Origin of the sequence: Allochromatium humboldtianum, from assembly GCF_013385175.1 — a bacterium.
GTDB lineage: Bacteria > Pseudomonadota > Gammaproteobacteria > Chromatiales > Chromatiaceae > Thermochromatium > Thermochromatium humboldtianum.
Genome location: NZ_JABZEO010000022.1, coordinates 1 through 26,047, shown reverse-complemented (window position 1 = coordinate 26,047; position 26,047 = coordinate 1). Strand labels below are relative to the sequence as shown.

At 51.6% G+C, this 26,047-nt stretch carries 28 protein-coding genes; 16 read left to right on the top strand and 12 right to left on the bottom strand.

Features of this window, described 5'->3' with window-relative positions:
• The first annotated feature begins 15 nt into the window (after nucleotides 1-15).
• The 7 genes from HW932_RS19450 to HW932_RS19420 all read left to right on the top strand — a co-directional run bounded on the left by HW932_RS19450 (nucleotide 16) and on the right by HW932_RS19420 (nucleotide 7,166).
• Complete coding sequence (locus HW932_RS19450; protein WP_176978128.1) at nucleotides 16-1,020, top strand: YqaJ viral recombinase family nuclease; 1,005 nt, start codon at nucleotides 16-18, stop codon at nucleotides 1,018-1,020.
• Nucleotides 1,021-1,116: 96 nt separating this feature from the next.
• The gene (locus HW932_RS19445; RefSeq protein WP_176978127.1) at nucleotides 1,117-2,067 is read left to right on the top strand and encodes an AAA family ATPase; all 951 of its coding nucleotides are present in this window, start codon (nucleotides 1,117-1,119) and stop codon (nucleotides 2,065-2,067) included.
• Entirely contained in the window at nucleotides 2,064-2,387 is a 324-nt protein-coding gene (locus HW932_RS19440) for a hypothetical protein (RefSeq protein WP_176978126.1), read from the top strand. The genes HW932_RS19445 and HW932_RS19440 overlap by 4 nt, the downstream gene beginning before the upstream one ends.
• 81 nt (nucleotides 2,388-2,468) lie before the next feature.
• Complete coding sequence (locus tag HW932_RS19435) at nucleotides 2,469-3,443, top strand: DUF3150 domain-containing protein (protein ID WP_176978125.1); 975 nt, start codon at nucleotides 2,469-2,471, stop codon at nucleotides 3,441-3,443.
• An 87-nt stretch (nucleotides 3,444-3,530) separates the two neighbouring features.
• On the top strand, nucleotides 3,531-5,348 hold the full coding sequence (locus tag HW932_RS19430; RefSeq protein WP_176978124.1) for a cobaltochelatase CobT-related protein: 1,818 nt from the start codon (nucleotides 3,531-3,533) through the stop codon (nucleotides 5,346-5,348).
• Between the two features lie 71 nt (nucleotides 5,349-5,419).
• Entirely contained in the window at nucleotides 5,420-5,923 is a 504-nt protein-coding gene (gene radC / locus HW932_RS19425) for a RadC family protein (protein WP_176978123.1), read from the top strand.
• Nucleotides 5,924-6,149: 226 nt separating this feature from the next.
• The gene (locus HW932_RS19420; protein ID WP_176978122.1) at nucleotides 6,150-7,166 is read left to right on the top strand and encodes a hypothetical protein; all 1,017 of its coding nucleotides are present in this window, start codon (nucleotides 6,150-6,152) and stop codon (nucleotides 7,164-7,166) included.
• A gap of 320 nt (nucleotides 7,167-7,486) precedes the next feature.
• On the opposite strand, the gene HW932_RS19415 is transcribed toward HW932_RS19420, so the two are convergent.
• The 8 genes from HW932_RS19415 to HW932_RS19380 form a co-directional block, all read right to left on the bottom strand.
• Complete coding sequence (locus HW932_RS19415) at nucleotides 7,487-7,840, bottom strand: hypothetical protein (RefSeq protein WP_176978121.1); 354 nt, start codon at nucleotides 7,838-7,840, stop codon at nucleotides 7,487-7,489.
• Nucleotides 7,841-7,914: 74 nt separating this feature from the next.
• Nucleotides 7,915-8,160 carry a hypothetical protein gene (locus HW932_RS19410; RefSeq protein WP_176978120.1) on the bottom strand — a complete coding sequence of 82 codons (246 nt, stop codon included), beginning with the start codon at nucleotides 8,158-8,160 and terminating at the stop codon, nucleotides 7,915-7,917.
• A gap of 48 nt (nucleotides 8,161-8,208) precedes the next feature.
• On the bottom strand, nucleotides 8,209-8,814 hold the full coding sequence (locus HW932_RS19405) for a lysozyme inhibitor LprI family protein (protein ID WP_176978119.1): 606 nt from the start codon (nucleotides 8,812-8,814) through the stop codon (nucleotides 8,209-8,211).
• A gap of 247 nt (nucleotides 8,815-9,061) precedes the next feature.
• A complete protein-coding gene (locus HW932_RS19400; protein WP_246296941.1) occupies nucleotides 9,062-9,652 on the bottom strand; it encodes an IrmA family protein in 591 nt (196 codons plus the stop codon).
• 175 nt (nucleotides 9,653-9,827) lie between these two features.
• Nucleotides 9,828-10,100, bottom strand: a complete 273-nt coding sequence (locus HW932_RS19395; RefSeq protein WP_176978117.1) for a YkgJ family cysteine cluster protein — start codon at nucleotides 10,098-10,100, stop codon at nucleotides 9,828-9,830.
• A 3-nt stretch (nucleotides 10,101-10,103) separates the two neighbouring features.
• Entirely contained in the window at nucleotides 10,104-11,729 is a 1,626-nt protein-coding gene (locus HW932_RS19390) for a phage tail family protein (protein WP_176978116.1), read from the bottom strand.
• 63 nt (nucleotides 11,730-11,792) lie between these two features.
• The gene (locus tag HW932_RS19385; protein ID WP_176978115.1) at nucleotides 11,793-12,893 is read right to left on the bottom strand and encodes a chemotaxis protein; all 1,101 of its coding nucleotides are present in this window, start codon (nucleotides 12,891-12,893) and stop codon (nucleotides 11,793-11,795) included.
• 489 nt (nucleotides 12,894-13,382) lie between these two features.
• Nucleotides 13,383-14,102 (bottom strand): recombinase family protein, encoded by a 720-nt coding sequence (locus HW932_RS19380; RefSeq protein ID WP_176978114.1) that lies wholly within the window; start codon nucleotides 14,100-14,102, stop codon nucleotides 13,383-13,385.
• 212 nt (nucleotides 14,103-14,314) lie between these two features.
• Between HW932_RS19380 and HW932_RS19375 the strand changes: the two genes are divergently transcribed.
• Together HW932_RS19375 and HW932_RS19370 are read left to right on the top strand one after the other, a co-directional pair.
• Nucleotides 14,315-15,019, top strand: coding sequence for a DNA-binding protein (locus HW932_RS19375; RefSeq protein ID WP_176978113.1), 705 nt, complete (start codon nucleotides 14,315-14,317; stop codon nucleotides 15,017-15,019).
• 90 nt (nucleotides 15,020-15,109) lie between these two features.
• Entirely contained in the window at nucleotides 15,110-15,346 is a 237-nt protein-coding gene (locus tag HW932_RS19370; protein WP_176978112.1) for a hypothetical protein, read from the top strand.
• Here HW932_RS19370 and HW932_RS19365 read toward each other — a convergent pair whose 3' ends face one another.
• The 4 genes from HW932_RS19365 to HW932_RS19350 all read right to left on the bottom strand — a co-directional run bounded on the left by HW932_RS19365 (nucleotide 15,347) and on the right by HW932_RS19350 (nucleotide 20,477).
• Complete coding sequence (locus tag HW932_RS19365; RefSeq protein ID WP_176978111.1) at nucleotides 15,347-16,978, bottom strand: GTPase; 1,632 nt, start codon at nucleotides 16,976-16,978, stop codon at nucleotides 15,347-15,349.
• Nucleotides 16,975-18,798, bottom strand: a complete 1,824-nt coding sequence (locus tag HW932_RS19360; protein WP_176978110.1) for a dynamin family protein — start codon at nucleotides 18,796-18,798, stop codon at nucleotides 16,975-16,977. Before HW932_RS19360 ends, HW932_RS19365 begins: the two co-directional genes overlap by 4 nt.
• 8 nt (nucleotides 18,799-18,806) lie before the next feature.
• The gene (locus HW932_RS19355; protein ID WP_176978109.1) at nucleotides 18,807-19,247 is read right to left on the bottom strand and encodes a hypothetical protein; all 441 of its coding nucleotides are present in this window, start codon (nucleotides 19,245-19,247) and stop codon (nucleotides 18,807-18,809) included.
• Between the two features lie 318 nt (nucleotides 19,248-19,565).
• Nucleotides 19,566-20,477 (bottom strand): GTPase, encoded by a 912-nt coding sequence (locus HW932_RS19350; RefSeq protein WP_176978108.1) that lies wholly within the window; start codon nucleotides 20,475-20,477, stop codon nucleotides 19,566-19,568.
• Between the two features lie 1,485 nt (nucleotides 20,478-21,962).
• On the opposite strand from HW932_RS19350, the gene HW932_RS19345 reads away from it, so the two are divergent.
• The 7 genes from HW932_RS19345 to HW932_RS19315 all read left to right on the top strand — a co-directional run bounded on the left by HW932_RS19345 (nucleotide 21,963) and on the right by HW932_RS19315 (nucleotide 25,902).
• Nucleotides 21,963-22,880 (top strand): RepB family plasmid replication initiator protein, encoded by a 918-nt coding sequence (locus HW932_RS19345; protein WP_246296940.1) that lies wholly within the window; start codon nucleotides 21,963-21,965, stop codon nucleotides 22,878-22,880.
• Nucleotides 22,881-23,048: 168 nt separating this feature from the next.
• Nucleotides 23,049-23,687 (top strand): nucleotide-binding protein, encoded by a 639-nt coding sequence (locus HW932_RS19340; RefSeq protein WP_176978106.1) that lies wholly within the window; start codon nucleotides 23,049-23,051, stop codon nucleotides 23,685-23,687.
• Nucleotides 23,680-24,051: a hypothetical protein gene (locus tag HW932_RS19335; protein ID WP_176978105.1), complete on the top strand. Its 372-nt coding sequence runs from the start codon at nucleotides 23,680-23,682 to the stop codon at nucleotides 24,049-24,051. Before HW932_RS19340 ends, HW932_RS19335 begins: the two co-directional genes overlap by 8 nt.
• Nucleotides 24,052-24,332: 281 nt before the next feature.
• The gene (locus HW932_RS19330; RefSeq protein ID WP_176978104.1) at nucleotides 24,333-24,743 is read left to right on the top strand and encodes a type II toxin-antitoxin system VapC family toxin; all 411 of its coding nucleotides are present in this window, start codon (nucleotides 24,333-24,335) and stop codon (nucleotides 24,741-24,743) included.
• Nucleotides 24,744-25,010: 267 nt separating this feature from the next.
• The gene (locus HW932_RS19325; protein WP_176978103.1) at nucleotides 25,011-25,247 is read left to right on the top strand and encodes a WGR domain-containing protein; all 237 of its coding nucleotides are present in this window, start codon (nucleotides 25,011-25,013) and stop codon (nucleotides 25,245-25,247) included.
• Complete coding sequence (locus tag HW932_RS19320) at nucleotides 25,244-25,507, top strand: hypothetical protein (RefSeq protein ID WP_176978102.1); 264 nt, start codon at nucleotides 25,244-25,246, stop codon at nucleotides 25,505-25,507. Before HW932_RS19325 ends, HW932_RS19320 begins: the two co-directional genes overlap by 4 nt.
• Nucleotides 25,507-25,902 (top strand): type II toxin-antitoxin system VapC family toxin, encoded by a 396-nt coding sequence (locus HW932_RS19315; RefSeq protein WP_176978101.1) that lies wholly within the window; start codon nucleotides 25,507-25,509, stop codon nucleotides 25,900-25,902. The genes HW932_RS19320 and HW932_RS19315 overlap by 1 nt, the downstream gene beginning before the upstream one ends.
• Nucleotides 25,903-26,047: the final 145 nt, after the last annotated feature.

Here is a 26,047-nt window from a genome sequence, read left to right as displayed (position 1 = left end):
GCCTGGAGATCTCGAATGCACACGATCGATCATCGTCAACGCACCCCCGAGTGGCACGCTTGGCGTGCCCAGGGAATCACGGCGTCGGAAGCGCCGATCATTCTCGGGCGCTCTCCGTACAAGACGCCCTGGCAACTGTGGGCCGAACGCACCGGTCTGCATCCCCCGGAGGATCTCAGTACCAACCCCGTGGTCCAGCGGGGAATCGCCCTGGAAGACCGCGTGCGTCAGGGCTTTGAACGTCGGCATCGGACGCTTTTGATGCCGCTGTGTGCCGAATCGAGTCAGTATCCGGTGTTGCGCTGTTCGCTCGATGGACTCTCGGCCCTGGGTGAACCGGTCGAACTCAAGGTACCCACGGTGGCGACCTATGAGGCCATCCGCGACCAGGGCGATCAGGCCACGGCCTACCGACTGGCGTGGTGTCAGTTGCAGTTCCAGCTCTATGTCACGGAGGCGACGCAAGGCTGGTTGGTGTTTGATCCCTGTCGCGACGGACTGGAGGCGCTGGAGTTCTGTCTGCCACGGGATCAGTCCTTCATTCAGGATGAACTGGTGCCGGCCTGTCTGACCTTCTGGGACTTGATCCAGACCGGACAGGCTCCGGTCACGGACCCAACCCGCGACGCCTATCAACCGTCTGAAGCCGAGCGGGAGACCTGGACCCGATTGGCCCAGGACTACCACGCCCTGAAGGCGGAACGTCAGCGTCTGGAATCCCCACTCAAGGCGGTTCAGGAACGGCTGCGTGACCTGGAGACGCAATTCGTGACCCTGATGGGCGCTTCCCGTCAGGCCGAGTATGCCGGGGTACGGGTGACACGCTATCGGCAATCCGGGGCCGTCGACTATGCCGCCCTGTTAGCCGACATCGCTCCGAATCTGGAGGCGTCGATCCTGGAACGCTTCCGCAAACCCGCCAGTGAGCGGGTCAAGGTGACGCTGCACGCCCCTGCAACAGGGGTGGACGCCGAACCTGTCCGTGCGTCTGTTTCAACAATTCCGTCGTTCTACTTCTAACCCCCCACCGATCCAACCCACAGCGTTCCGATCTCTGGAGACGACTCCAGGGAACGGGCGTCTGTGCGTGTTGGTGTTCAACACTGGAGAGGATTCATGTCTACCCAATCGTTCACGGTCGCCACGACCTTTGGCGTCAACGCCCGTCCCGAGCTGGAGGTCCAGGGATTCGCCGATGCGACGCATCCGCAGATCCCGATCCGTCAACCCTATGTCTTTCGTCCCGAGTTGCTGCGGGATGTGCTGGCCTATCTGCATGAGGCCCGTGGCGATGGACTGTTTCTGACCGGTCCGTCGGGAGCGGGGAAGACCAGTCTGGTCACACAGATCGCCGCGCGGTTGAATTGGCCGGTCCAGGCCGTGACCTGTCATGGTCGGTTGGAACTCAGTGCGCTGATCGGTCAGTTCGTGCTGGTCAATGGCTCGACGCAGTTCGTCCATGGTCCGCTGTCGGTGGCGGTGCGAGAGGGTCACATTCTGATCCTCAATGAAATCGACCTGATGGACCCCTCGGAACTGGCTGGATTGAACGACATCATCGAGGGTCAACCGCTGGTGATTGCTGAAAACGGCGGTGAGGTGATTCGACCCCATCCGCGCTTTCGGCTGTTCGTCACCGGTAACTCGGCGGGAGCCGGGGATCGTTCGGGACTCTATCAAGGCGTCCAGCGTCAGAATCTGGCGTTCATGGATCGCTTCCGGGTGATCGAGGTTCGGTACCCGGAACCGGAGGTGGAAAAGGCGGTGATCCAGGCTGCCGCTCCCAAGCTGCCGGAGTTGATCATCGACAAGATGCTGTTGGTGGCCGCTGAAGTGCGGCGGTTGTTCCAGGGCAGTCCGGAAGGCGAACCGGAACTGACCGTCACCCTCAGTACCCGGACCCTGGTGCGCTGGGCGTCGCTGAGTCTGACCTTCAAGGGCGCCCCCAATGTCTTTGCCTATGCCCTGAGCCAAGCCTTGACCGCACGGGCCGAACCCGAGCAGCGGGAGGCCATTCATCGTCTCTGTGCCGACATCTTCGGCGACTACTGGACGACGACGCCATGAACCGCTTCGAGCTGTATCGGTTCCGGCATCCGGATGGTCGGTCCAAGGAGTGGGCCTATCGGGATCTGGGCCACGGTGAGACCGAGATTCGCTGGGGACCAGCCCGACACCTGGGGCAATTCCAGTTCAAACCGCTGCGTGTGGCCCTGGATCGGGCACAGGCCAAGCTGCGTCAGGGTTACACCTACGTCGGTTCGGTCTGGCTCGATGCGCAGGGACGTCCCACGTCATCGCCTCCATCCTCCACGCCGGATCGTCGTCGTCACCCCCTGAAGCTGTCGGACCTGCTGGGTCCGACCGACGACAGCTTCTACTTCTGACCCAACCTTTCATCGCCCACAGCGGCGTCACGTTCGCCGCTGGGCGAACGTGCGCGTCGCCTTGTCATTGAGGAATACGCCATGCACGTCAACCCCACACTGACCACGCTCACCGATCAGGTCACACTGATCATCCTGTCGGTCTCCATCTGGTCGGGTCGCAAGAAGCTGCGGGCCGAGGATCTCAAGCTCGGCACCGAGATTCCGCCCGAGGATCTGGTGTCGCTGGGATCGAAACGCATCTGTGATCCCGACACCCTCAAGGGCTTCCATCGCCTCAAGCAAGCCGCCGAACGCACCTGTCTGCGGGTCGGCACCCGCTTTCTGGGTGGGTATGCGGTGCCCAAGGTTCACGCTGAATCGGTGGCCGAGCAACTCGCTCAACTCAAAACCGAGTTCGATCAGGAAACGCAGACCTTTCTATCGGGCTATGACCAGGCGCTGGAGGCTTGGATTGCCAGTCTGCCGGCCTGGGAAGCGCCGATTCGTCGGGCGATTGAACCGGCGAACCTTGTGGCCGGTCGGTTGCGCTTCGGCTATCAGTTGGTGCAGATCACACCGGCTGAACACCCCGGTACCCTGGAGGAGGAGATCCAGGGACTGGGCGATGGGGTGTTTGCCGAGGTCGCGCAGATGGCCCGTGATCTGGACGGGAGCTTTGAAGGACGTGACAAGCTCCATCGGCGGGCGCTGGGTACCTTTGGACGCATCCGCGAGAAACTGGCCTGTCTGTCCTTCATCGATGCGCGCATTCAGCCGGTGGTCGACACCCTGGATGACTGGTTGGGACGGCTGCCGGACACCGCGCCTATCACTGGGGCGCTGTTCAATGAAGGCATGGGACTGGCGTTGTTACTGGCCGATCCCGAACGTCTGGCCCGGCATGGAGCCGGTCAATGGACCCTTCAGCAACACCTGTCCGAGATCGCGGCCCGTTCCACACCGCTGTTCGTTCCCCCATCACGGGGCCTTCCTGAGCGGGCGGATCAGGCTCACAGCGTCGATCGTCCGTTGGTCACAGCGGACGAGTCCGAGATCCGCAGTTTCTTCTTCTGATCCCTGACAGACCGACACCGTTCGTTCCCTTCCCTGATCCGGCGCTTCATCCCTGGGGTGAAGCGCCTTTTTTATGTGGAGATCCCTATGTCCCTGCACACCTTGACCCGTGCCCTGCCGATTGTGGCGGCAGCCTATGGGCGTCGTTTCGGTATCCCGGTTCAGGTCGGAGGCGATCAGGCCCACACCGATGGGCGGATGATCCAGATCCCGACGCTCGCCGACACCGATCAGGCCCATTCCCTGGCCTTTGGCTATCTGGCCCATGAAGCCGGGCATGTGCGTTTGACCGACTTCAACCACCCCCGTCATCCCACGGCGCTGGGTCGCTGTATCGAGAACATCCTGGAAGATGTGCGCATCGAGCAGGCGATGATCCGGCAGTATCCGGGGACGCGCCAGACCCTGGATACGGTCGTCGAGACCCTGATCGCACAGGGTCGACTCTCGCCCGTCACACCGAACGACACCCCGGCTGAGATCCTGGTCAATGGACTCCTGGCCCTGTCCCGAGCACGTTACCGTCGGCAATCGGCGCTCACCCCACACGCGCAGACCGCCGATCAGGTCATGCGTCAGGTATTCGGGTCGCGGTTTGTCCAACGTCTGCATGGACTTCTGACTGAGATGTCGACCCTCACGAGTACGGCGGAGACGATGATCCTGGCACAACGGATCGTCGCCCTGATCGAGCAGGAAGCCCAGGAGCCGGAGGATGCAGGGACATCGACAGCGGCAGACACCGGAGAGGGCGAACCGTCGGAGAGCGGTCCGGGGTGTGGAACAGACCGGGATGATCCGTCATCCAGAGCCGAGGCTGAAGCGGATGCACCCACGTCCCAGGACACGGAATCTGATCATCAAGACACGACTGGAACCGGAGCGGAGGATTCCGAGGCATCGGAAACTGGTGAGGGGACGGATCACGCGGCCAACTCCACACGTCAATCCACGTCGAACACGGACACGGATTCGGAATCACTGGACGCCACAGCGGGACAACAGAGCACGCCATCGAGCACGGTCCCCGTATCCAAGGCGATGCAAGACGCCCTTCAGTCGACCCTGGAGGCCGGTGTTGACCAACTCCCCGCCGATCTGTTCCAAACCGTCGCCGAAACCTTGGGGGCGCAGAGCGTCTATGCCCCGACCCTGTTGCCGACCATGGAGCGCTTTCGGGGTGAACCCCATCAGGGTCAGTCGGCGTTGCAGCGGGTCAAGCTCCATTCGGCCAAGCTGACGGCCCGTTTGCACGCCTTGGTCGAGGCTCAGACCCTGGAACAGACCCGGATCACACCACGCGGACGGGCGTTGTCGAGTGCCCATCTGCATCGCGCCGGTGTGGGCAATCCCCGGATCTTTCGTCTCCGGGATCACAAGACCGCTCCGAATACGGCGTTGCATCTGCTGATCGATCTGTCGGGGTCGATGGCCGGTGGTCAGGATGTCCTGGCGTTGGACGCGGCACTCGCCTTGGCCCTGGCCTTGGAACCGGTCAAGGGCGTGTCTTGTGCGGTGTCGGCGTTTCCAGGGATCGGGGGTCAGGAGGATCGGATCACCGGTCTCTTGGCCCATGGTGAACGGGTCGCTACCCGTGCGGGAGCCTTCGTGCAACGCGGACGGGGTGGTACCCCGATGACCGGTGCGCTGTGGTTTGCGGCGGCGGATCTGTTGGGACGTCCCGAAGCACGCAAGGTGATTCTGACCCTCACCGATGGGGTACCCAACGACATCGACAGTACCCGTGACCTGATCCGACAGGCCACCACTGCCGGTCTCCAGATGCTCGGCGTTGGGATCGCCGTGGATGTCTCGCGGGTGTTTCCCCACGCCATCCGGATCAATGACATCGCCGATCTGAAGCGCGAACTGTTCCACATCACCGAACACCTGCTGCTCGCTTAAGTCCCGTCCTTCATCCCAAACGACACCGGCCTGTTCTGGGCCGGTGTCTCCAGCCTTCATGGAGAACTCTCATGTCCCATCCGAGCCAATGGCGGGTGCTGGAGTCCGATGCCCAGCGTCGTCCCACCCTGAGTTTTACCGAACGGACCTTGGTGGCCGAGGCCATCGACTGTCTGGAGCGGCACTATCGGGTCGCTCAAGAGGCCCTCACCAGTCCGGACGCTACCCGCGACTACCTGAAGTTGCGTCTCTACGGACTGACCTATGAGGTCTTCGCCGTGCTATTGCTCGACAACCGCCATCGCGTGTTGCGCTACCAGGAACTGTTTCGCGGTACCATCGACACGGCCTACGTCCATCCCAGGGAGGTGGTGCGCACCGTCATCGAGACCGGAGCGGCGGCGGTCATCTTCGCCCACAACCATCCGTCCGGCAGTAGCGACCCGTCCCAGGCGGATCGGACCTTGACCCGCACGCTTCAGGAGGCGTTGGCCTTGATCGAGGTGCGGGTGCTCGATCACATCATCGTCGGTGAGGGGCGGGGCGTGTCGTTCGCCGAACAGGGTTGGCTCTGAGCGGGGCGTTGTCGGGGGACTCGCTCCCTCCAGTGCAGGAGACACGGCTCAGGTGGGCCGTGTCTCCTGTTGGACAGGGGGTTTTTCTTTTGCGATCAGACGGATACGAATCGATGGTTCCGGAGACGGTTAGATAGAGCATGAAAATGCCCGAAATGTTGATCTAGGTCACAGACTCCATTGACGTCTTGTGGTTAAGTTACCCGCATCTTTCGGAGAAAATTAGATGAATAAAAAATATTTTTATTACTCCATCTTGCTCTTTTTAGCCTCAATTTTTCTAGTCGGATTTGGATTTGGATTTGGCAGTCCAAAGTTCGACACCAGAAATCCAGAAAGTTGGTCAAAAATGACATCAGGAATGTCTATTGAGGAAGAAGGATTACTTATAAAAGATGTTGATCTACTGATATTGCTTTTCAAAAACGAAAATAAACTAAACGGATATACTGCTGAAAGAATAAAATCAGAGGCTAGAGAACTAAGAGAAGCTCTAATAAAAAGAAATATTGAATTTTTAAAATTAAAAATAACCGACATGCAAGCAAAAGGAAAAAACAGCACATCACTTCTGATCGAAAAATCTGTTTTTTTCTCAAACCCACGAGCAGGTTATGTCGCAAAAAGCTATTCCGTCAACAATTTAAAGCAAAGATTGGCATGGCTAATGACAGCAGATGCTTCAGAAATTAATCCAGATGGGACAAATATTCTTACACAAAAACTTGACCCAATAAACATCGATATAGTCAATCAAATTTTATCGACTGAAACCACAGCCCAGGCTGCTGAGGAAGCGGCTCAAGCCCAGGCTGCTGAGGAAGCGGCTCAAGCCCAGGCTGCTGAGGAAGCGGCTCAAGCCCAGGCTGCTGAGGAAGCGGCTCAAGCCCAGGCTGCTGAGGAAGCAGCCCAAGCCCAGGCTGCTGAGGAAGCAGCCCAAGCCCAAGTCGCTGAGGAAACAAATTTGTTTGATCCAGAGGCTACAGATCTTAGACGTTGTTACTTAGAAGTTTCAGGAGAGATTTATATTGATGATCCATGCGAAGGTTATTTAAATAATGATGGTGGATTTCAAATCAATAGCCCTGAATATTTTGCAATAGTACAAATCTATGAAGATGGTGCGATAGGTTTCTGGAACGAGGAAGCTTATGCAACGCACGCTCATTCAGATTTGGGACCAATGACAAAAAGCGGCCCCTGCTGGAAAAGTGACAAAGCAACTGTTTGTTTTTGGGAATAGAACTGTAGCCTGATCATCGCCACTGTGGGCAAGTGAGACCACAGTGGCGATGTTATTTAAGCTGATCCAGCGACGCAGAAGAACCAGAGTGTCATCGTCGCTCAGGATGCGTGACGGGCTGGCATCCAATTTTCCTCGCAACGTGGCAAATTTTCAGCCAAGGTTCGTTCCACTTCGAGGACAGATTCGGCATTCAGGCATCTCCGCCATTCGCTGCACGAATGATGCTACGATCTGTCGGGTTGTACTTCGCGCTCCCATGACTGGGAGCACGCTGAAAAAGATAAAAAATAGTTATTACCAGAACTGAGGCAAATACGTTAATCTCTTTCGCTTTTAATTGCCGAAGACAACCCTACCTCAACCGCAGCTTCATAGTTAATCTCATAAAGCCGCTTAGTTTGAGTATTACCTAAATAATAACCTTCATAAGAATTACCGCTGGTCTCAAGGTACCCAATATGTGGTACTCCTTCGACTGTGAGACAATATGGACCATAATAGTCCATAGTCTCATCTAGCTCAAATTTCGTAGCACCCATAGCCACAAAACTTCCAGGCTGATGCTGTACAATCACAGCGTTAATTCCACCGCATTTCACGCGAGTGACATCGCCTGCAAAAGCAGAAAAAGAAATAGCAAAAAAAATTGCGAAAATGATCGTCTTAAACATGAAAAACTCCTATCAGAAAAAACAACCAGATAAATCTGGTGATTTAAACCTTCACGTCGAAATATGAAAAATTTTCAATCCCTTTTTTTTGATGACTTCAAAATAAACGTATAACCGGGTCGCTCAGATTCAGCGGTACTTCTGACGATCTCAATGGCCGTGCGTTCTGTCTCCGCTGTGACGGTTTTGGTGTTCGAGACGCTTTTGCTGCCTTGGCGTAGCTCATAGCGGATGGTATAGCGTTGATCGGCCCATGCCGTCGATGCGAAGGTCGCCAAGACCGTCAAGGCTAACGTCAGACGACAGATGACACGCTTCATGTTCGACATCTCCTGGGTTCGTGCATTGAGCGTTGCATTGATGGGTGGCTACTTCCAGGCGCACACACTGGCCTGGGCATTTGTCCAGCAAGCTCCATCACGGGTCAAACGCCCCAGATCGGAATGCGCCTGTGAGGCATAGGCGTCCTCGTTCCAGAAGCCAAAGGCAATGCCGGGTTGCTCGACCTGGACCATCGCAAAGTAAGCGGGCGTGTAGATCTGGAAGCTGCCGTCCGAGTCCAGCGATCCCGTACAAGGACCATCGATGTAGCGCTGTCCCCGGACATCCAGGCGGCAACGACTGAACCGCTTGGACTCAGGATCGGCGACAGCGACCTCCAGGGCGTCCAGGCGCTCACGGTAGGCTCTGACCAGACACGGGCGATCCTTGCACTGGTTGCGCTTGGCAAGCCACGCCCGTTGCGACTTCTTGAGCGCCTGCCGGTCCGACTCTCCCGATGTGGCACGCCATACGGCCTGATACTGTTCCGCTAACGCTCCGTCCATTGCAGCGAGTTCCGGGTCTTGGCAAATGGCGTTTTCCACTAGCGTGGTGGCTTTGGTACAGTCAAACGAAGGCTGCGCGACCGTGTGCAGCGTCTGCAACGCCAGACCGGTAGCCAGTACAATCCGTGCGATCGTTTTGAGTGTCATCACAGCCCCCAACAGGTGATCTATGCCGATTCGACCGCAACCGAGAACCTACCGCTGTCCTCAATGCGGTTGGTCAACAACCGTACATCCGAGCAGCGACGCCCTCAAGCCCGGTGAGCACTTTTCGGAATGTCCGTCATGTGGTCATCAAGACCTGCACACTGAATCTGTTCCCTTGGCGTCAACGCTCGCTGGCCAGCTATTTTCACAGCTTTCCAGGCTTCGCCATCGGTAACGCGACATGGCGTTAACCGGCTTCCCAGGCACTCCGAAACGTTACTGTACTGCCTGGTTGAACGTTGGTCCCTGGAGCGGGAGTAATTCTATAAGGGCAACCATAGCCATTGAAATCATCATCTTCCGGTCCATGGATAGAGATTTCCTTGGGCACCAGTCCGGCCTTTGGAACAACAGTTAAGGTACCCGATTGACTTGTAGTGGTATGACGCGCCGATGTCGTGTGAATCTTGAAAGGCTTGAAGTCTTCCGGGACCAACGCTTTCTGGGCTAATAGGTCCACTTTTCGACCTTCGATGATCGCTGTGGCCTGATCGACAACAATCGTCAGATCATCATCGCAAAAATGCTCGCTTTCAGCAAAAGCATCGGCGTAACGATCGGCAGATCCGTTTCCGAAACTGTCGACCTCCAAGGTTCCGGTAGCGACATTCTCGCCTGAAGTGTTCTGCGCTGAAAACGAAACTTGCAGATTCTCAATCGATTGCATTCCGCTGTCAAAAAAGAATACCGCCGAGCATTGGCCCTGGTTAGCAAATACGCGGTTCGTATTCCAGAAGCGAATCGTTTCGACATCGGTTGCGCTTGAGACCGCCGCCAAGCACTGATCCGAGTAGGCATAGGGATTGAATCGATCCTTTTCAGCACACCAGGAATCCCCGACTGGGTATCTACACTCAGGATGTGCATCTGACTGAGGCAAGCACTTGGCTGAAACTGAACCGCTTAGTAGGGTTAACGCGAAAGCGCTTAAAATATAGGCGTTAGCTCGCATTTTATAACTCCATTTTTTTCAATTCAGCCAGTTGACGACATGCCTGCATGTTTAAATCAACGAACTCATTCCAACTATATAAATGCGCATAGTGCAGCCTATATTGTAGGTCTACACGACAGATTTCGGGTCTGTTGGCGTAAATAGTACAGGATTTGCTCAGTTCGTTGTAATGCGAGCACGTCCCATCACCACGGTCTAAAAATCGAGTTTCATCAGCCAGGTTGACGTTCTGACAACACACTCCGCAACGGTTACATGGAAAGTTTTGCATCACTCACTTGACTAACGATGCCAACCACTTTCGAGTACTGTTAGCGTTACCCATTTCGTAGGGAAGCTCAATACCTCGCTTTTCCACTTCCGCTTTCAGAAGAAGGCTACGCTCAATTTCAGTATTGCAGGACATTAGTTCTTGCGAAAAAGCATGAAATTCAACAGTGTCAAAATTAAACTCAAGCCGACTCAACTCAAGCAAATAACGATCAAGTTCCGCATTGATCGCTTTGAATTTATTCACAGCATCGGCATGAGGCATAATCGATTCAGCAAAAGCCCATATTTTTTTAGCTAATTTGCTGTAGATCATAAAATAATTAAGTCCGAGTGTAATCAATCCAGTGATCAGCGCACTGGCAAAAGCCGCTAGCTCGCTGCCAAAGGGAAAGCTGAGTAATGGTAGCAGTTGAGTGTAAATCATTGTTCCTACTACTGTGGCGACCGCCACAGACAGAATTGACACCACAGATTTACAGAGATCGACAAAACCAAGTTGCTCAGGGTTAAAAATAATCAATTTGATGGCTTTAACGATATGCGCCCACATTTCTCGAACAATCTTGATCGCCATTTTTTGAGTGGTGGCAAAAATATTAAAGACAGTGGTCGTAACGCTAGAGAAAACGCCTGCAAACACACCATCCTTGAACGCAATCAAGAAATCTTGGAATCGTGCTTTAACGCGCTGCCATATACCTTGTAATATCTCTTGAATGCTGTTAAAAAATTCAGAAAAATCAAATTTATTTTTAATTTTTTCAAAAATGATAGGAATTTGAACACGAAGCTCAAACCAAACCTCAGCCAAGATCAGACCTAGCATTTGTCGAGTGCCCATCTTGAGTCCAGTTAAACTAGACGCAGTGGCAGTTTGCTTTAAAAATTTGCTGCTCGTGTAGTATGTAACATCGATTTGCTGGTTGTATGCGTCCCTGGCAACTCGATCTCTTTCTCGCATTGCATCAGGATCAACAGACTTAAGTTCTTTAATTTTTTCCTCTTGTTTTTGAATTTTGCTTTCAAGTTCAAGGATTTCTTGTTTTTGTTCCAGCTTATCGCTTGGCATACTAGAAAGACGCTGCTGATAGTCGTCTAGCGTCTTTTCATGCGTATTAATAAGATTAGGTAGCTTTTCAAGGTACTGATCAATAGGCGTTTGCTTTTTTGACTTATTAATAGTCTCAGATGTAGTTTGAAGATTGCTATCTTGGTTAGCTAAGTTAGAACCGTCTAGCTCTGCTAAAACTCTCCCAGCATCATCATGTATTTCCTTAGCACTGATCACATGATCAAGATTGCGCTGCTTATTGCGATCCATAACACTGTCACTGTATGAATCGTAAAGATTCCCTTCTTGCTGTAGCTGTTTATCTCTTCTTCCAGTGGCTTTATAGTTCTCATGTGTATGATAAGTTTTTGAAGAGTATTCGCCTCGATTTTCATGATTTTCTTTTTCTTTATCGGTGGCCCAAATTCCTTTACGAACATTATGGATTGTATCTACATCACCACCAATCTTATCTTTAAATAGAATAAAATCTAATCCAAAAGTAGTGACAAAGCTGTTGACAACTGTTTTTTCAAGTTCTTCGAGCCAGGGATATTCAGCGGCTGAGGCTTGCATCTTAATACTCCCAAAATAGGATAAAGAAAAGGGGGATCTAGTCCCCCTAATGAAAATAAAGAATCAGATCGTCGCGATCCCTCCAGCATCAGATCGAGCTTTAATCAAAGCTTTGTCCAAATTCGTCTCGTTGACAATCATAAAATCATCTTCATCTCTTTCCATGACCGGAACGTCGTTCTCATCTTTCAGAACTTCCCCATTGACTTTTTTGACCTTAAATATCGGCGTTGTAATAACGTCTACTAAAATAGCCGCTAAAGCATACCCATTTTCAATAATCCGTATAATTTCATCATTGAGCTTGGCTAGCTCTGCCTCTTCATCAATATTACGGCCTTTCAGGTCTTGTAAGAAACTGTCGATTTCCTTCAGGCTATCAAAGTACTGATTGAATTGACCATAAATAGAAGAAAGTACACCTTTGATCTTGCGCGCATATTCCTCGGTTAAAATTAACTGCTCGATCGCCCTGCCAAGCTTTCCGACAGCTTCGCTGACTTCATTGTCAGCTTTATGTGCATTCTTAAGCGCCTCTTCACCATGACTATTATAAGCCCATCCAGCAATCGCCAATATTGGCGCAGCAACTGCGGCACCTAGAATAGCTGTACCACCAGCCATTCCCAAGCCACCTGTAGCTAGCGAACCACCGCCAATAGCGGCTAAAGTTGCGTTGGTCGCGGCAACTCCTGCAAGTGATGAAATCGCTGTCCCTGTGGATGCGGCACCCAAAGCCATGACACCACCATAAACAGCGAAACCTGCCGCTGCACCGGCTGCACCGGCACCGACAACAGTGCCTAGTACGCCTGCGGCTGTGTAGCTATAGCTTTCAATTTTTTGAAGTTCATGCTTAGGAATACGTATTTCTAGCTTATTCTGGCGATCTGCCTGCAATTGCTGAAGAAGCTTATCGGCTAATGTCTTAAATTCGCCAAAGCTTTGGCCGATTTCTAACTCTTTTTTTCCAAGCATTTCGAGAACAAGTGTGGTTTCTGCTTCCTTTTCATCAAAAGCGGATTTTTTTCTTTCATAGCGACTTTTAGCACTTTTGACAATTTCATCTGCCTCAGAATGTTTTTGATAACCGTCGTAGCCTTTTTTGGCTCCATAAGCAGCCGTTGCTAAAGCAGCAGCACCGATAATAATTGGAAGTGGCATAGTAATAAACCTCTTTGTAGCTATCTTTAATCCATTCAGACATATTCCTCACCGCTTACGGCAAATCATCTTTATATTGCATCTTAAAGACGCTATTAAGTGACGCTGAACCGCGAAGCGTGCAAGGCAGAACAAAATACTATCCCGCTGTTTAGAAGGCATTTACTCCTATTGCATTGACTGCATTGGAAGCTGATTGTAGCAGCGCTTTCACTAATCGTTTCGTGACCCAGGTCAACTTTTTGGATATTTTCCGAACATTCGACGCAAAGATGTACACTTTCCAGCTTCATTATCTAGGCTGCGGCCCGGTAACAGCACAGGCCAGGACGAAAAACCAACGATAGAAGTTGGTTAACTCCTCCATGGGCTGAACGCTGCAAATCTGCGTTACTGTAAGGCTAAAGCGCTCAACCCTGTATAACCCATTCCGCGACAATCCCGAACTGTCCGGTGCCGTTGTCGCGACGGATCACAAGACGCTCGACATTACCTTGTACAATACGCTGCACCAGATCGCCATCGTTCATCGTTTTCTCCTTCAGCTCCAATCGACAGACAGATATTCTTGATCGTCTGCGGATGCCAATGCCGTTGACCACGCGGAACCGTTCCCTGGGCATTCAAGCGTTTGGCAATCCCGCTGTAACTCACTCCTGATTGATGCCACGTCTGCACCTGCCGTTTGATGGCCTGTTCCTCCGGCTGCTCGATCAGGGCGCGACCATCCGATCCTAACTGATACCCATACGGAATCCCGCCCACACGTTCGCCACGGACTTTCTTGGCCCGTAACGCGGCCTTGGTGCGTGCCCCGATGATCAGGCGCTCATATTCGGCAAAGGCATCGATGATGCGCCGCATCAAAATATCGGATGGACTATCCGAACCGGTCCCCTCCCCTGCCGCTGAGACGATCCGCGCTCCTTTCCTTTGAACGGCACTTTCGATCATGGCCACCACCAGCGGATCTCGGCCTAATCGGTCGCGTTTGGCCACCATGAGCACATCCCCTGGACTCAAGACCCCGATCGCTTCCAGCAGCGCCGGTCGCTTATCGAGTCCGGTCGATCCCGACACCCCTTCATCGCGATAGACCCCGACCAGTTCACTGGCGACCTTCAGGCAGGCATCGTACTGCGCCTCCAGGCCGGCTCCGGAGTCGGTTTGCTGATCGGTACTGACACGCAGATAGGCGAACGTGGCCATCAAGGGGGTCTCCCACATCCCACAACACATTCCGAACCCTACGCCGACCGGCTGAAATCTTCAATCACTGACCGGTGCTTGAAGGTGGGCGTTAGTTTTGTTTGTTTATTACTTTGTTTATTTGTGACTTTGTTTGTTTAATAGTTTGTCATGTCTGATCCGGTGTGCTATCGTTGGGACACACACCCCACTCCGATCTGAGGAACCGCCCCATGCGTCCCGTGGAAGTCACCGATGAAGAAATCATTGCAGCCGGTCGATCCCTGGTCGAACAGGGTCGTAACGTGACCGGCTTTGCCTTACGCCAAGTGATCGGGAGTGGCGCTCCGAATCGCCTCAAGACTGTCTGGGATCAGCACCAGGCTCAGGGCGTCCCCCAGCCCGAACCGCGGCCCCTACCCGAGGGCATCGCCGGTGTGCTCGATCGACTTGAAGCTCAATGGTCGGCTCAACTGCGCGAACTGGCGTTGGAACTCCATACGCTGGCTCATCAAGCGGCTGAACAGGCGTTGCAAGCCGGTCGGGATCAGTTGCACCACGACCGACAGGCACTGGAACAGGAACTCCAGGATGCTTCACAGACGGTCGAAACCCTGGAGCAACAGATTCAAAAGATTCAGGAAGAACGGGATGGGTTACGTCACGAGTTGCAGCAACAGGCGACGCAGATTGGAACGCTGCAAGCCCAGCTTGAACACGCCCATCAGCAGGTGCAGACGTTGACGACCGAGGTGCAGCAGGAACGCGAGCAACGAACACAAGCCCGTGAGCAGGTCGCGCGTCAGGAAGGGGAATTGGTGGCGTTACGCAAGATGCAGGAGGAATGGGCGAAGTCGTCGAACGCGACCCCATCACCAGCGATCAAGAAGCGCTCGAAAGCTAGTGGATCTGTGTCGAGTAGCGATCAGGATAGCTGATATTCCAAGACGGCCATTCGTACTTGCGGCTATTTGAACATCGGCTATCATTGGGAACATTCGTAGCGTGATTGGCATTGAGGTCTTATGATGAAATTGAAAGACATCTATTGGGAAAAAGGTATTTACCTGGGTCGGGTTTTTTGGGGCGCTTATGGTGAATTCGGCTCCCATACCAAGCCTTGCAATATTTACCAATCCACTCGTTTCCCTGGCCTTTATGAATGCGGGCCTTTCTATTTTAAGCAGCTTGATGAGGCTAAACGCTATTCGGTCGATCGTTGGCAGCGCACTCAAGCCGTTTTGACAACTGATGAAACGTACTGATCAAATCAGCGACAGCCGTAATTTGATTGATTCAAGCACTGCTCGATCCTCGTTGAGTATCTGCTCTTGACTGCCTAGCGTGCGGGATTTTTCAGCAATTGCCGATTCGATGGGCAAAAATGCTTTTTTTATCGCCAGTTGACAACTGTCTTCAAAATCTCTTTCCAACTTGCTGGCCTGCTGTTCAACGGCATCTCGCAAGGCTCGCGCCTGTTTTTCCATCTGCCGGATTTGCGCCTGTTCCGCTTCCTGTGCTTTGTAATAATCACGAATGCCGCTAATAATGCTAATAGCTGGCCCAATCCAGGGAATCGTTTTTCCAACAACCTGACCAGCACTTTCCGACATTTTTTCAATTCCCTTCACGCCGATTCCTTTCATAACGCTGGGTAGCCAGGTTTTGGTGAGTGTGAGGGTCGCCTGAACCGCCGTCTTGGTCGCTTCCTGGGCACCTTCTTGGGTGATTTTAAATGTCAAATTGCGTATGACATCTTCAACCGAGAATGACAGATTTGAATCATTTTGGTTTTTGATTGAAACATCATCAGACTGTAACGGCAAAGCGATCGCATCAGCATTCACCGCCAGTGCCGCCGCCTCAAGTCTATGACCTAATGCAACTAAGTTCTCGTTCGCAATCTCAAGCGCACGCTCCATTTCTCGCGTGATACCGGAAATCGCATGATCAAACACGGCGTGCGCCCGGCTTTCATCACCCGTCTCGGCAGCCACGCGATAACTATTGCGAAAATCGGTCATTATACGACGGATGGCGACAGAAATCGTTGTCACCGTCCGAGCTTTTTCGCCTTGCACGGCTTCCTGTAATCCAGCGAATAACTTTGATTCTGACGATTTTTCTTTTTGATCTAAATCCTTGAGAGCGATCTCAACTAGCGTGTTTACCCGACCGAGTAACGTCATTGCGACCTCATTCGCACCGCACTGCTTAAGCCGTTCCTCGATGGTATTCATCAGCACTGGTAATTGACTGTGTTCGATCAGTCTTTCCTTATTTTCCAAACGACCTTTAAGTGCGGTTTTCGCATTGATGAGCAGGATCGGCACTTCTGATGCGACTTGAGAAAGCCCACGTTTTTCTGCTTCTTCTTGAAGATTACGAGCAACGGCATCATAAATATAGCGATAAGAATCGTCGGTTTCAGTTTGCCCGCTTTTATTGTTGACGATCACGATGAGCGGCTTTTTTGAGGACAAAATATTGCACATTTCCTCGTAAATCTTAAACTCTTCAAATGATCCGTCATTGCTCAAAACGAACAGGACAACATCGCTGCGTTCTAACTGCGCCCGTGAAACCTCTTCATGTTCGATCGGGGCATCAATTCCCGGTGTATCCAGCAAGGTAAAACCACGCCAAGGATAAGGATCGACTTTGTCCGTCATTGGCGTATCGCCCATATCAGCGCGTTCTTCGCCAAGCATGGCATTGAGCAAGGTACTTTTGCCAGCATTATAGATGCCGAAAACCATGACCGTAGGCGTTGCATCCGAAGATCGTTTTTGAACAAAATCAGTAATGTCCTTAATCGTTAGCGCATCAGCATAACGTGTCAGAATCGGCAGTCCTTCATACAGCAGCTCTTGAATTTTACCAATCGCAGTCTTCATTTCGGATAAACCTCTTGGTTCAAAATGACGATGAAACGATCAAGTGCCAAGTTGACATCCTTCGCCCGCTGCTCGATGGGCATCAGAAAATTCTGATCCATCCCTTCAAAAGCGGTTGCAACAATTTTCTCCGCTGCTTCGTTAAAAATTTTCGTCGTTTCCACAAGAACGTCGTGCATGTTATCGCCAAGAGAAATCCGTTCGGTTCTTGATCCTGCGAGACTTGCACCTGCTACACCGCCGACCCCACTACCAATGGAAGCGCCTGCTATCGCTCCTGCTGGTCCGGCAACGAGAAAGCCAATTCCGGCACCAGCTACTCCGCCTAATAAACCACCCCATCCACCTCCTTTAGCCTTACTGGAAATCTCGATATCCTTAGTAATGTCACGAAATGCAGGTAAATCCTTAAATTCTTGAAAGCGCACGGCGGTATTAACTGCATTTTGCGTCTCTTCAAAAATCTCGTTGAGTGCTTTATTAGTATGTTTTTCAACAACGCGCTGAAGATGCTCTGTACAGGTACGTTCGAGCGCCTTCATATCGCGTCGTGTTTTTTCCTTTCGCACGGCATCATCGATTAAAGGATTAAGTTCACTTAGCACACGTCCGACGACTACGGATTGCTTCTGCTGCAATTCTTGACGTTGTTGTTTTATACTGTCTGCCAGTGGTTTAAGATCATCGCGCAACGCTTGTACTGAAAGGTCACCAGCGCGGATATGATCGACAAAAACCCGCAGATTGTTAATTGGGGTTTCTTGTTTCAAGCGCACACCGTCTGACTGCGTGAGCGCCGTGAGTTTGTGGAACAGTGCGGTCATGCCGCTGTTTTCAAGTTCTACCGGGTCGTTGCTGTGCATTTCAGCATAACGAACCGAAACCGTCAGAACCTCTAACTCGCCATTATCCTTTGCATAAGTCTTCGGTTTGATCTTGATAATTTCATCGTAAACATGCTTGCTCTGAGCGTCACGGTCTTTTTTCGATTTCATGACCAGTTGTTCAAAAATCTCTCCGTTATCATTCTCATCTTCCTCCGTGACATCGCAGCGGGTAATTACGACCTCAACCCGCTTGCCATTTTGCAGCAAGTTGGCAATCTCTTCTAGATCGCTGGCACGTCCTGGCGCACTGGAACTCATGGGATATAGAATCAAATCGGCAGCATCAACATACTCTTGTGCCAGTTTTCCGTTCACTTCGGTTTTTGAATGCAGTCCAGGCGAATCAATCCACGTAAGACCGGACAGCTTAAATCCTTGAATAGAAGCGGTTGCCTCACAGGCATCAACGGCAAATTTTCGTCTTTCTTTTAACGTCGCTTCTGTTTCTAATTGTTCATTTTTTTTTGCAGCTTTCTCAAAAAAGAATTCCGGAGACGGTAACCCCGCCTCGATGATCGCGTCATCCGGGTCGCCGTGACCATAGGCCACATAATTTCCAATTGAACTCTTCCCTGCTTTGACTTTGCCGTAGACATAAACCAGCAGCGAATCGCCGAAATTCTTGCGGAACTCGGTATTGCATTCATAGCGTTCAATTTTTTCCTGCCAAACTTTCAGACTCGCTTCAATTTTTTTATTGGCGTTTTTGACGGCAATAGCCAGCGGATTATTCACTGTTAATCCTAGAGTAACTGACGTATCCGAAGTTGAAAGTGTTGAGCGAGTTAGGTCGTCGATAGCTCGTCTTAACGTCGCCTCGCGTTGCTCTATATCAACTTTAACATTGTTGAAATCGTCGCGCAGTTGACCAAGTGCAACGAGAAATGCCTTCCTAACACAAGGAGTTATCTGTGTCTTATCCGTGGTTGTCATGAGAAGATTTACTCCGCGCTCAAGCTGGCTAATGCTTTTCTTGCTTGCCGTAGTTCCTTTAGTTCCTGCTCCAGAGATGCAATTTTCTGCCGAGCGGCGATCTCGTTTTCTGATTTTACAAGCTGCGGTTGTAACTGACGCAGAATTTCATTTTGAGATTGAGTCGTGGCGACTTTCGTCCGTAACTGTTCAAAACTTGGTATTTGTACTGACTTAGCGTGTGGAGCATGGATTGTACGCAAGTTTTCTAATTCTGTCTTGACATAAGACATGATGCTGTCGCGCTCTTTTTTAGCGCGTGCCTCCTTCGCCTCACGCTCTAAGCGTCGGCGTTCCTCGTCGGAACTACTGGAACTGCTCTCGCTATCGCTATTGACTGCAATTGCTGTTGCTGCCGCAGCCGCTGCAACAGCAGCACCAATACCCCAAACCAGTAATGGAATTGGCATGATCGATAATCCTTATTTCAGTGGTAGAGATTGCAAAAAAATACAGCTTTCCTGTATGAGTTGATTGTATTCACTTATTGAGTACCTATTCGCGAAAAACACAGCGTAAGCCTCGTCGATCCGGCACAATAACGGTCGATTGTCATAGATCGTACACTCGCGACGTTCTGTATTGAAGTGTTGGCAGATACCGTCGCCGCAATGCAGTTCTGCATAGAGGGTATTACGGTCAAGATGCTGACAGCAGACACCACAGCGGGAACAACTAAATCGGCTGTTAGGCGTTGTCATGATGTCGCCGCTTTAGGACAGCGAGATTTAATAGCCTTGTGCGTCATAAACTGAAATTTTATGGCGCGTTTGTTTGAGAAATTGCTCGAAATCCTTTTTAAGCGACGCATTTGCTGCATCCGCCCGCCGTTTCAGTTGCGAAATCTGCTTTTCGCGCTCGTTGATCTGTTGATCTAACGCGAGCAGCAAGTCGTTTTTCAATTCAATGATCCGTCTCTGACGAGCGTTTTGTGCAACTTCTTGCAGACGTTCCAGTTGTTCGACCAAGTAATTCCGTAAAGTGGGAATACGGCTATGTTCAATCAATTTTGGTTTCTGTTCCAAGCGCCCTTTGCGATACGTTGTAAAGGACACCGGAAATATACGCGGTTCAAAACCAACGCAGTCTTTAACTTGATTGCGCACGATGCTCGCAATTTTTTCCATTTCCCCAGCACAGCTATCAAGGTGGCTCAGGATCACAAGTAGACGATCCGACAGTCCCTGATGACTTACGCCTACTTCAGAGGCAAGTTGGGTCAGAAATTCGATCTCAGCCTGATGCAGCTCGCCGGTGCTAGGGTTATGCACGAACAACAGCACGTCGGCAAGGAGCACCTCCTTCCAGGCTTCCACATCATCCAGGACGCCTTTGTCATTTTTCGCATCGAGACCGGGCGTATCAGTAAAAACAAAGGGGTGATTGGAGAGCGTTTCGTTCTCGGTTTGATTCTTGATCGTGGCACGAACCGGGCTGGTTTTGAACAATTCGGTTTCAAGATGATCGGTCAATGCGTTGAACAGCGAGCTTTTACCCGCTTTGAGTAATCCGCAGTTTGTGACTTTCAGCGCCTGTTCGCGAATCTGTAGTGCGCTGGCGAGAGTTTCTCGCAACGATCGCGTCTTGGGCAGATAGCGGTCAAACGTCACATCAATACTCTCGCTGATCCCTATATTCATCCTCTAAACTTCCTCAGTTTGCGTTTATTTTGAACGCCGATTTATCAGCGTTCACGTCTAGGATTCACGCCTACAAAGGCGTTGCAGGGCATACAGATACGGCCTGTGATGGGAATGCTCGAACGAAGTTCTTACGAAACTAAAACTTTTCTTTAATCTAGTCCGTGAGGAAAATTATGCGTCATGGCCCAGCCCCAACAGTCGTGTCATGAGCCGCCATTTCGTGAGAGACCAGTAAAGGCGCGGCTTTACAAGTACATGAAAGAATGACGGATTTACTGGGGGATATCGGCTGAATCGCCCACCTGGACGATAGCGGGGATGCGGGAGGAAATGCAGATCGAAGCACCACCTGGGGTGCTGGAGAGCGGGGAGTCTGATCCCCTAGCCTGTCACGCATGATCCTTACTCCCATCATCCTGAACCCGTAGTATGGGCGGGGGTGTGTGGCTGCCGACCGTCCTTGTCTGATTGCGGACGATCAGTGGATTGGCCTGGATCGTACCCCGTTGATGGAGGCGTGTAAACAGCGGCTATGCTCGATGGGGAGGAAGTGTAGATCAGTTCACATTTGACGAGGTTTCAGTCTACACAACGCCGGCCAACGACTTGCCCATCCTTGACGTAGGACCGACATCCGCACGGGCTGTTGTCGCGTTCGCACGTCCCTTGCACACGCTCGCCGATCTGAGCGCCAATGTTTGCCAGACAGTCTCCCGCGCATTCTGAGGCATCCCGACATGGACGACCGGCATCCGGGTAGGGGATGACGCACATGGGCCGCTGAGCGAGACACACAGGCTTGATCTGGCCACCCGCACGGGCACAGGCCACCGGATCGATGTCGAGGGTCTGGTCAGATAGGGCACAACCCAGCATGGCCAAGACCAGGATCAGCACGCCCTGGAGGACGTTGGGCCATGCCAAGCCTGGAACACTCTGCATCTCGCCTCCTTGGTCCTGAATCGGCAGGGATGGGATGTGGTCTACCGTCCGCTTTCGACCGAAGACGGCTGTTGGATGACGTGGATCGTAGTCCTGTGTGCTGTCGGGGGGAAGTGGGCGATCCCGGCTGGATCTCTTGCTGACGGCTGGATGATTGGTTAAATCCTGATCGGTCTAAATATCGTGGATGTTATCAGTCTGCTCGATGGGTTGGGTTTCAGGCGCTGATCTCGACGAAACCACCACTTGGAGACTGTATTTTAAGTGTTTTGCAGATTGGTACGAGGTTTCAGGTGAGGTTGGGTCGCTTGAGGCTAGGGGACTTTTGCGGCTGTAATGGACACTTTTTGTTGGATAAAGGCGTGATTTTGGGTGACGGTCGCCGAGTTATCCACAGGCGGCCAAAGTTATCCACAGGGTCGGTTTGCTTTTAAGCTTTTCCCTTTTAATCTTTTCGGAGCACTTTTTTTGTTATTTTTCAAAAATTTATTGTCTTATAATCGTACAGATTCCGGGTTACGGACGTACAGATTCCGGGTGATGATCGTACAGATTCCGGGTGACGATCGTACAGATTCCGGGTATATTCGGAAAACAAGCGTCCGGATAATACGCATATTTGCAATGCCTCAGCTCAAGCCGATCTACGTCACCAAGTCCAACAGTCTGGTCGAGGCGTGCTACTCCCTCACCCTGGCTGAGCTACGCATTCTCCTAGCGACCATAGCCCAGATCGACAGTCGACCTGGAGCACCCCCGATTACGGCTGACACTCCGTTTTCGCTCCATGCCAACGATCTTGCACCGCTGTTTCAAGTTGAAACCAAGCAAGCCTATGAGTTGTTACGCGATGGTGTAGCCCGCCTGTCTGAGCGTTGGGTTCACATCGACGCTAGGTCTTCAGAGTACAAGAAAAGCTACATCAAGACCCGTTGGGTATCCGCGATCCTATACGTCGATGAGGCGGGATACCTGGATCTCTATTTTTCTCCGAAGGTACTTCCATTCCTGACCAGTCTGGCCCGTGAGTTTACCCGCTATCAGATTAAGCACGTTGCCCCCATGTCCTCGGTCTACGCGATCCGATTATACGAATTGCTGAAACAGTGGGTCACGATTGGGGAGCGTCAACTAGACATTGCTGAAATCAAAGCAATGTTAATGATCGAGGATGCCTACCCGAGCGTTTTCGAGTTAAAACGACGAGTGATCACGCCTGCCGTGCAACAGATTAACAAGCACAGTGACCTAAAAGTCACGTTAGACCAGCGCAAACGAGGGCGTGCCATCACTGCACTGATCTTCAAGATAGAATCCAAGCGAGAATCTCAACCGGAGCGCGAAAAGACTCCTGCTAAACCCAGACTCACGCGCAAATACATTGAACAACACGCCTACCCTGGGGAAAGTTGGGAAGATGCTGAGGCTCGCTTGAAGCGAGAGCAGGGCGCACGATAAATTATTTCACAAATAAGTTATTTAAGCCACATAAGCTTTATTGCAAAATTAATCTATTTAGCTTATTTAAGCATATTAAGCTAATTTATATAAATAGCTTTACAAGGTAAAGAAACTTAGATAGCATCTTGCGCTTGAGTAAGCTAAATACCTTATCGGAGTTATCAGATGATCGTGATGATTGGCGGCATCAAGGGCGGAACAGGCAAGAGCACCTTAGCCACGAACCTAGCGGTCTACCTAGCCAACCAGGGATCAGATGTGCTGCTGCTCGATGTCGATCCTCAAGCTTCGGCCTACAAGTGGGCGATGCGTCGCAAGGAGCAACATCCGGACGCCCCCAAGGTACATACCGCTCAGGCCAGTGGCCGGGTCTTCGATGTGGTGCGTGATGTGGCGAATCGCTACGAACACATCGTTATCGACTCTGGTGGACATGCCAGCGACAGCATGAAAAGCGCCTTGCTTGGCGTACAGAAGCTCTACATTCCGTTGCGACCATCTCAGGCGGATCTCGAAACAATGGCCGACATGGTGACGATGATTGTCGACGTGAAAGCGTTCAACACGGCACTTGAAGCGTTCTCGCTGATTTCAATGGCTTCGACGAATCCATCTATTGTGGAAGCCCAAGAAGCCCGTGAAGCCTTGAAAGACGTTCCAGAGATTGCTCTGTCCAACAGTGTGATTCGAGAGCGTAAGATTTATCGTGATGCGTTCTTCGAGGGTGTCGGCGTGATTGAGATGACAAGCAATAAAGGTACGCCGGAAATTCAGCTACTCGCTCAGGAGGTTTACGGTGGCTAAAGTTCGTAAATTTGATACCGGCATCACTGGCGTTCCGGAACAGAAGACTTCATACGCTACATCTCAGAATATCGTTCCGGAAATTGCCACTGAGATTGCCAATCGAGTTGCGGCCAGTGCTCCCATGAAGGTTACTGGTAAACCCGGAAATCCTCGTCCGAGACGTTATAAGCAGAAAACCTACAGTCTGCTGCAAGAGGATATTGATCTAATCGAGGGTCTGGTCGCTGAAGTTCGGCGTGGTGGACTCTACGAGCGGGGCCGTAGCGATGTTGTGCGGGCTGGCGTGAAGTTGCTCAGTCAGCTTCCGCTTGAAGACAAGCTCAAAGCATTTGAGACGATTGAAAGTCTTAAAGCTAATTAACTTAAATGGCTTTAATAAGTTTATTTGCTTAATGGTGTTGAAATGAATCCAAGTCGCTTGATTTATGAAGACACACCGGCCTTCATACCCGTGCCGGCAGATCTGCATCATCGTAAGATCGAGGTCATTTTTTGGCCTCTTGACAGTGAATCGCCAGCCGCAAGCGCCACATCTACGGCAACGCTACGTCGTCGCTCTCCACCTCCAGCTTTGGCGGGCAAGGTCAAAGAGTTTGGTGATGTGATGAGCAGTGTACCCGCTTCGGACTGGGGGCTTGATCCATGATCGTGTTGGATACTCACATCTGGCACTGGTGGACCAATCAGATTTCTGAAAAACTCACATCCCAGCAGATCACCATAATCGAGGAAGCCGACGAAATTGCTGTCTCGGCCATTTCATGTTTTGAAATGGCTTGGTTGAATCGGCACGGACGAATCGATTTTGGCATGACGTTTGAGTCTTGGTTAGCGGAAGTCGAAGCATCGGCAACCGTTACTTTTCTACCAGTCACACCGAAGATTGCTGCGCTTGCCGTAGCACTGCCCGAACACCATAAAGATCCTCAAGATCGTTTGATCATTGCAACAGCATTGATCCATCAGGCGTATCTGATGAGTTTTGATGGTAACTTTCCGCTCTATCAGGAACTCGACGGTCGACTGATCACTAGAAAAAGCCATTTAGCTTAAATAAGTTAAATAAATTAACGTTGTGAACGAGCAACTACAGCCTGTCGATCCGATTTCGCCAAAATCAGCGCCAAACGATATAGAACCCGGAGAACTGTTCGGAATCTGGAAAGATCAAGCGGCAACAAATTCGGTCGAGGAATGCGCGAGAGCTTTACGCCAAAGTCGTTTAACAAAGCTATTTAAGGATTTTAAGCTAATTAACTTAAATAAGTTTAATAACTGAATTAGCTTAAGCATCAAAGATGCTACGCTCCCCTAACCTGTATGCAACTCCGCTGGATTCACCCTGAGAAGCAGCGTTACTACCAAGTAGAGCTACTCCAAGATCTCCTGGGTGACTGGACGTTGGTCCAGCGTTGGGGAGGGATCGGCTCGCACCTGGGCGGACAGCGTATCGTCTGGGTCGAGTCGCCAGAGGCCGGACTGACCAGGATCAAACAGATCCGTGATCGACGCCGACAGCATGGCTATCACGAACACTCGCCAGGAGAACATCCATGATCCAGACGCTTGAAGCCGTGATCGACGAACGCGGACAGGTCTACTTTCCGCACCCCGTAACCATCAAAGGTGTTCACCGAGCTTTGGTAACGATCCTGGACGAACCTCCTGTACAGCCTGTCGAATCGATGTCGCCAGTTTTCGAGGCCGAGACTGTAGACGCCGAAGACTCCGAAGAACTATTTGGAATCTGGAAAGACTACCCAGAAACCGCTTCTGTTGACGAGTATCTGAGAGAGATTCGGAAAGGGCGTTTTTAATGCTCATCGATACGGATGTTCTGATCTGGTATATGCGCGGTCATCCGAGTGCTCGCAATCGTATTGAAAGCTTGCCAACCATCATTCTGTCTGCTGTAACGCAGATGGAACTGATGCAAGGAATGCGAAACAAAGCGGAGTTGCGTGCATTCGATAAAACACTGAAACGCTGGCAAGCTACACTGGAACCCATCACACCAGCGATTTCGGATCGCGCCGTTGTTTTGGTTCGCGAGTATGCACTGAGCCATTCCATGAAAATGGCGGATGCCCTGATTGCCGCAACAGCACTGGAACTAAACCAGCCGCTTTTAACCGCGAATGACAAGCACTATCGCATGATCGAAGGACTGGAGTTGCATCGTTTCAGGCTGGACTCAAACAGATCGCCGTGATCGCCAAGCGCCGGAGACAACATGGCTACCAAGAGCCTTCGACCGATGGGACATGCTGATGCAGGTCTCGCAGCCCTGGAGATCAAGGTGGCCGGTCGGTACCGGCGTGCGTTCCGTGAATGACCCCGTTGTTCAATAGACATCC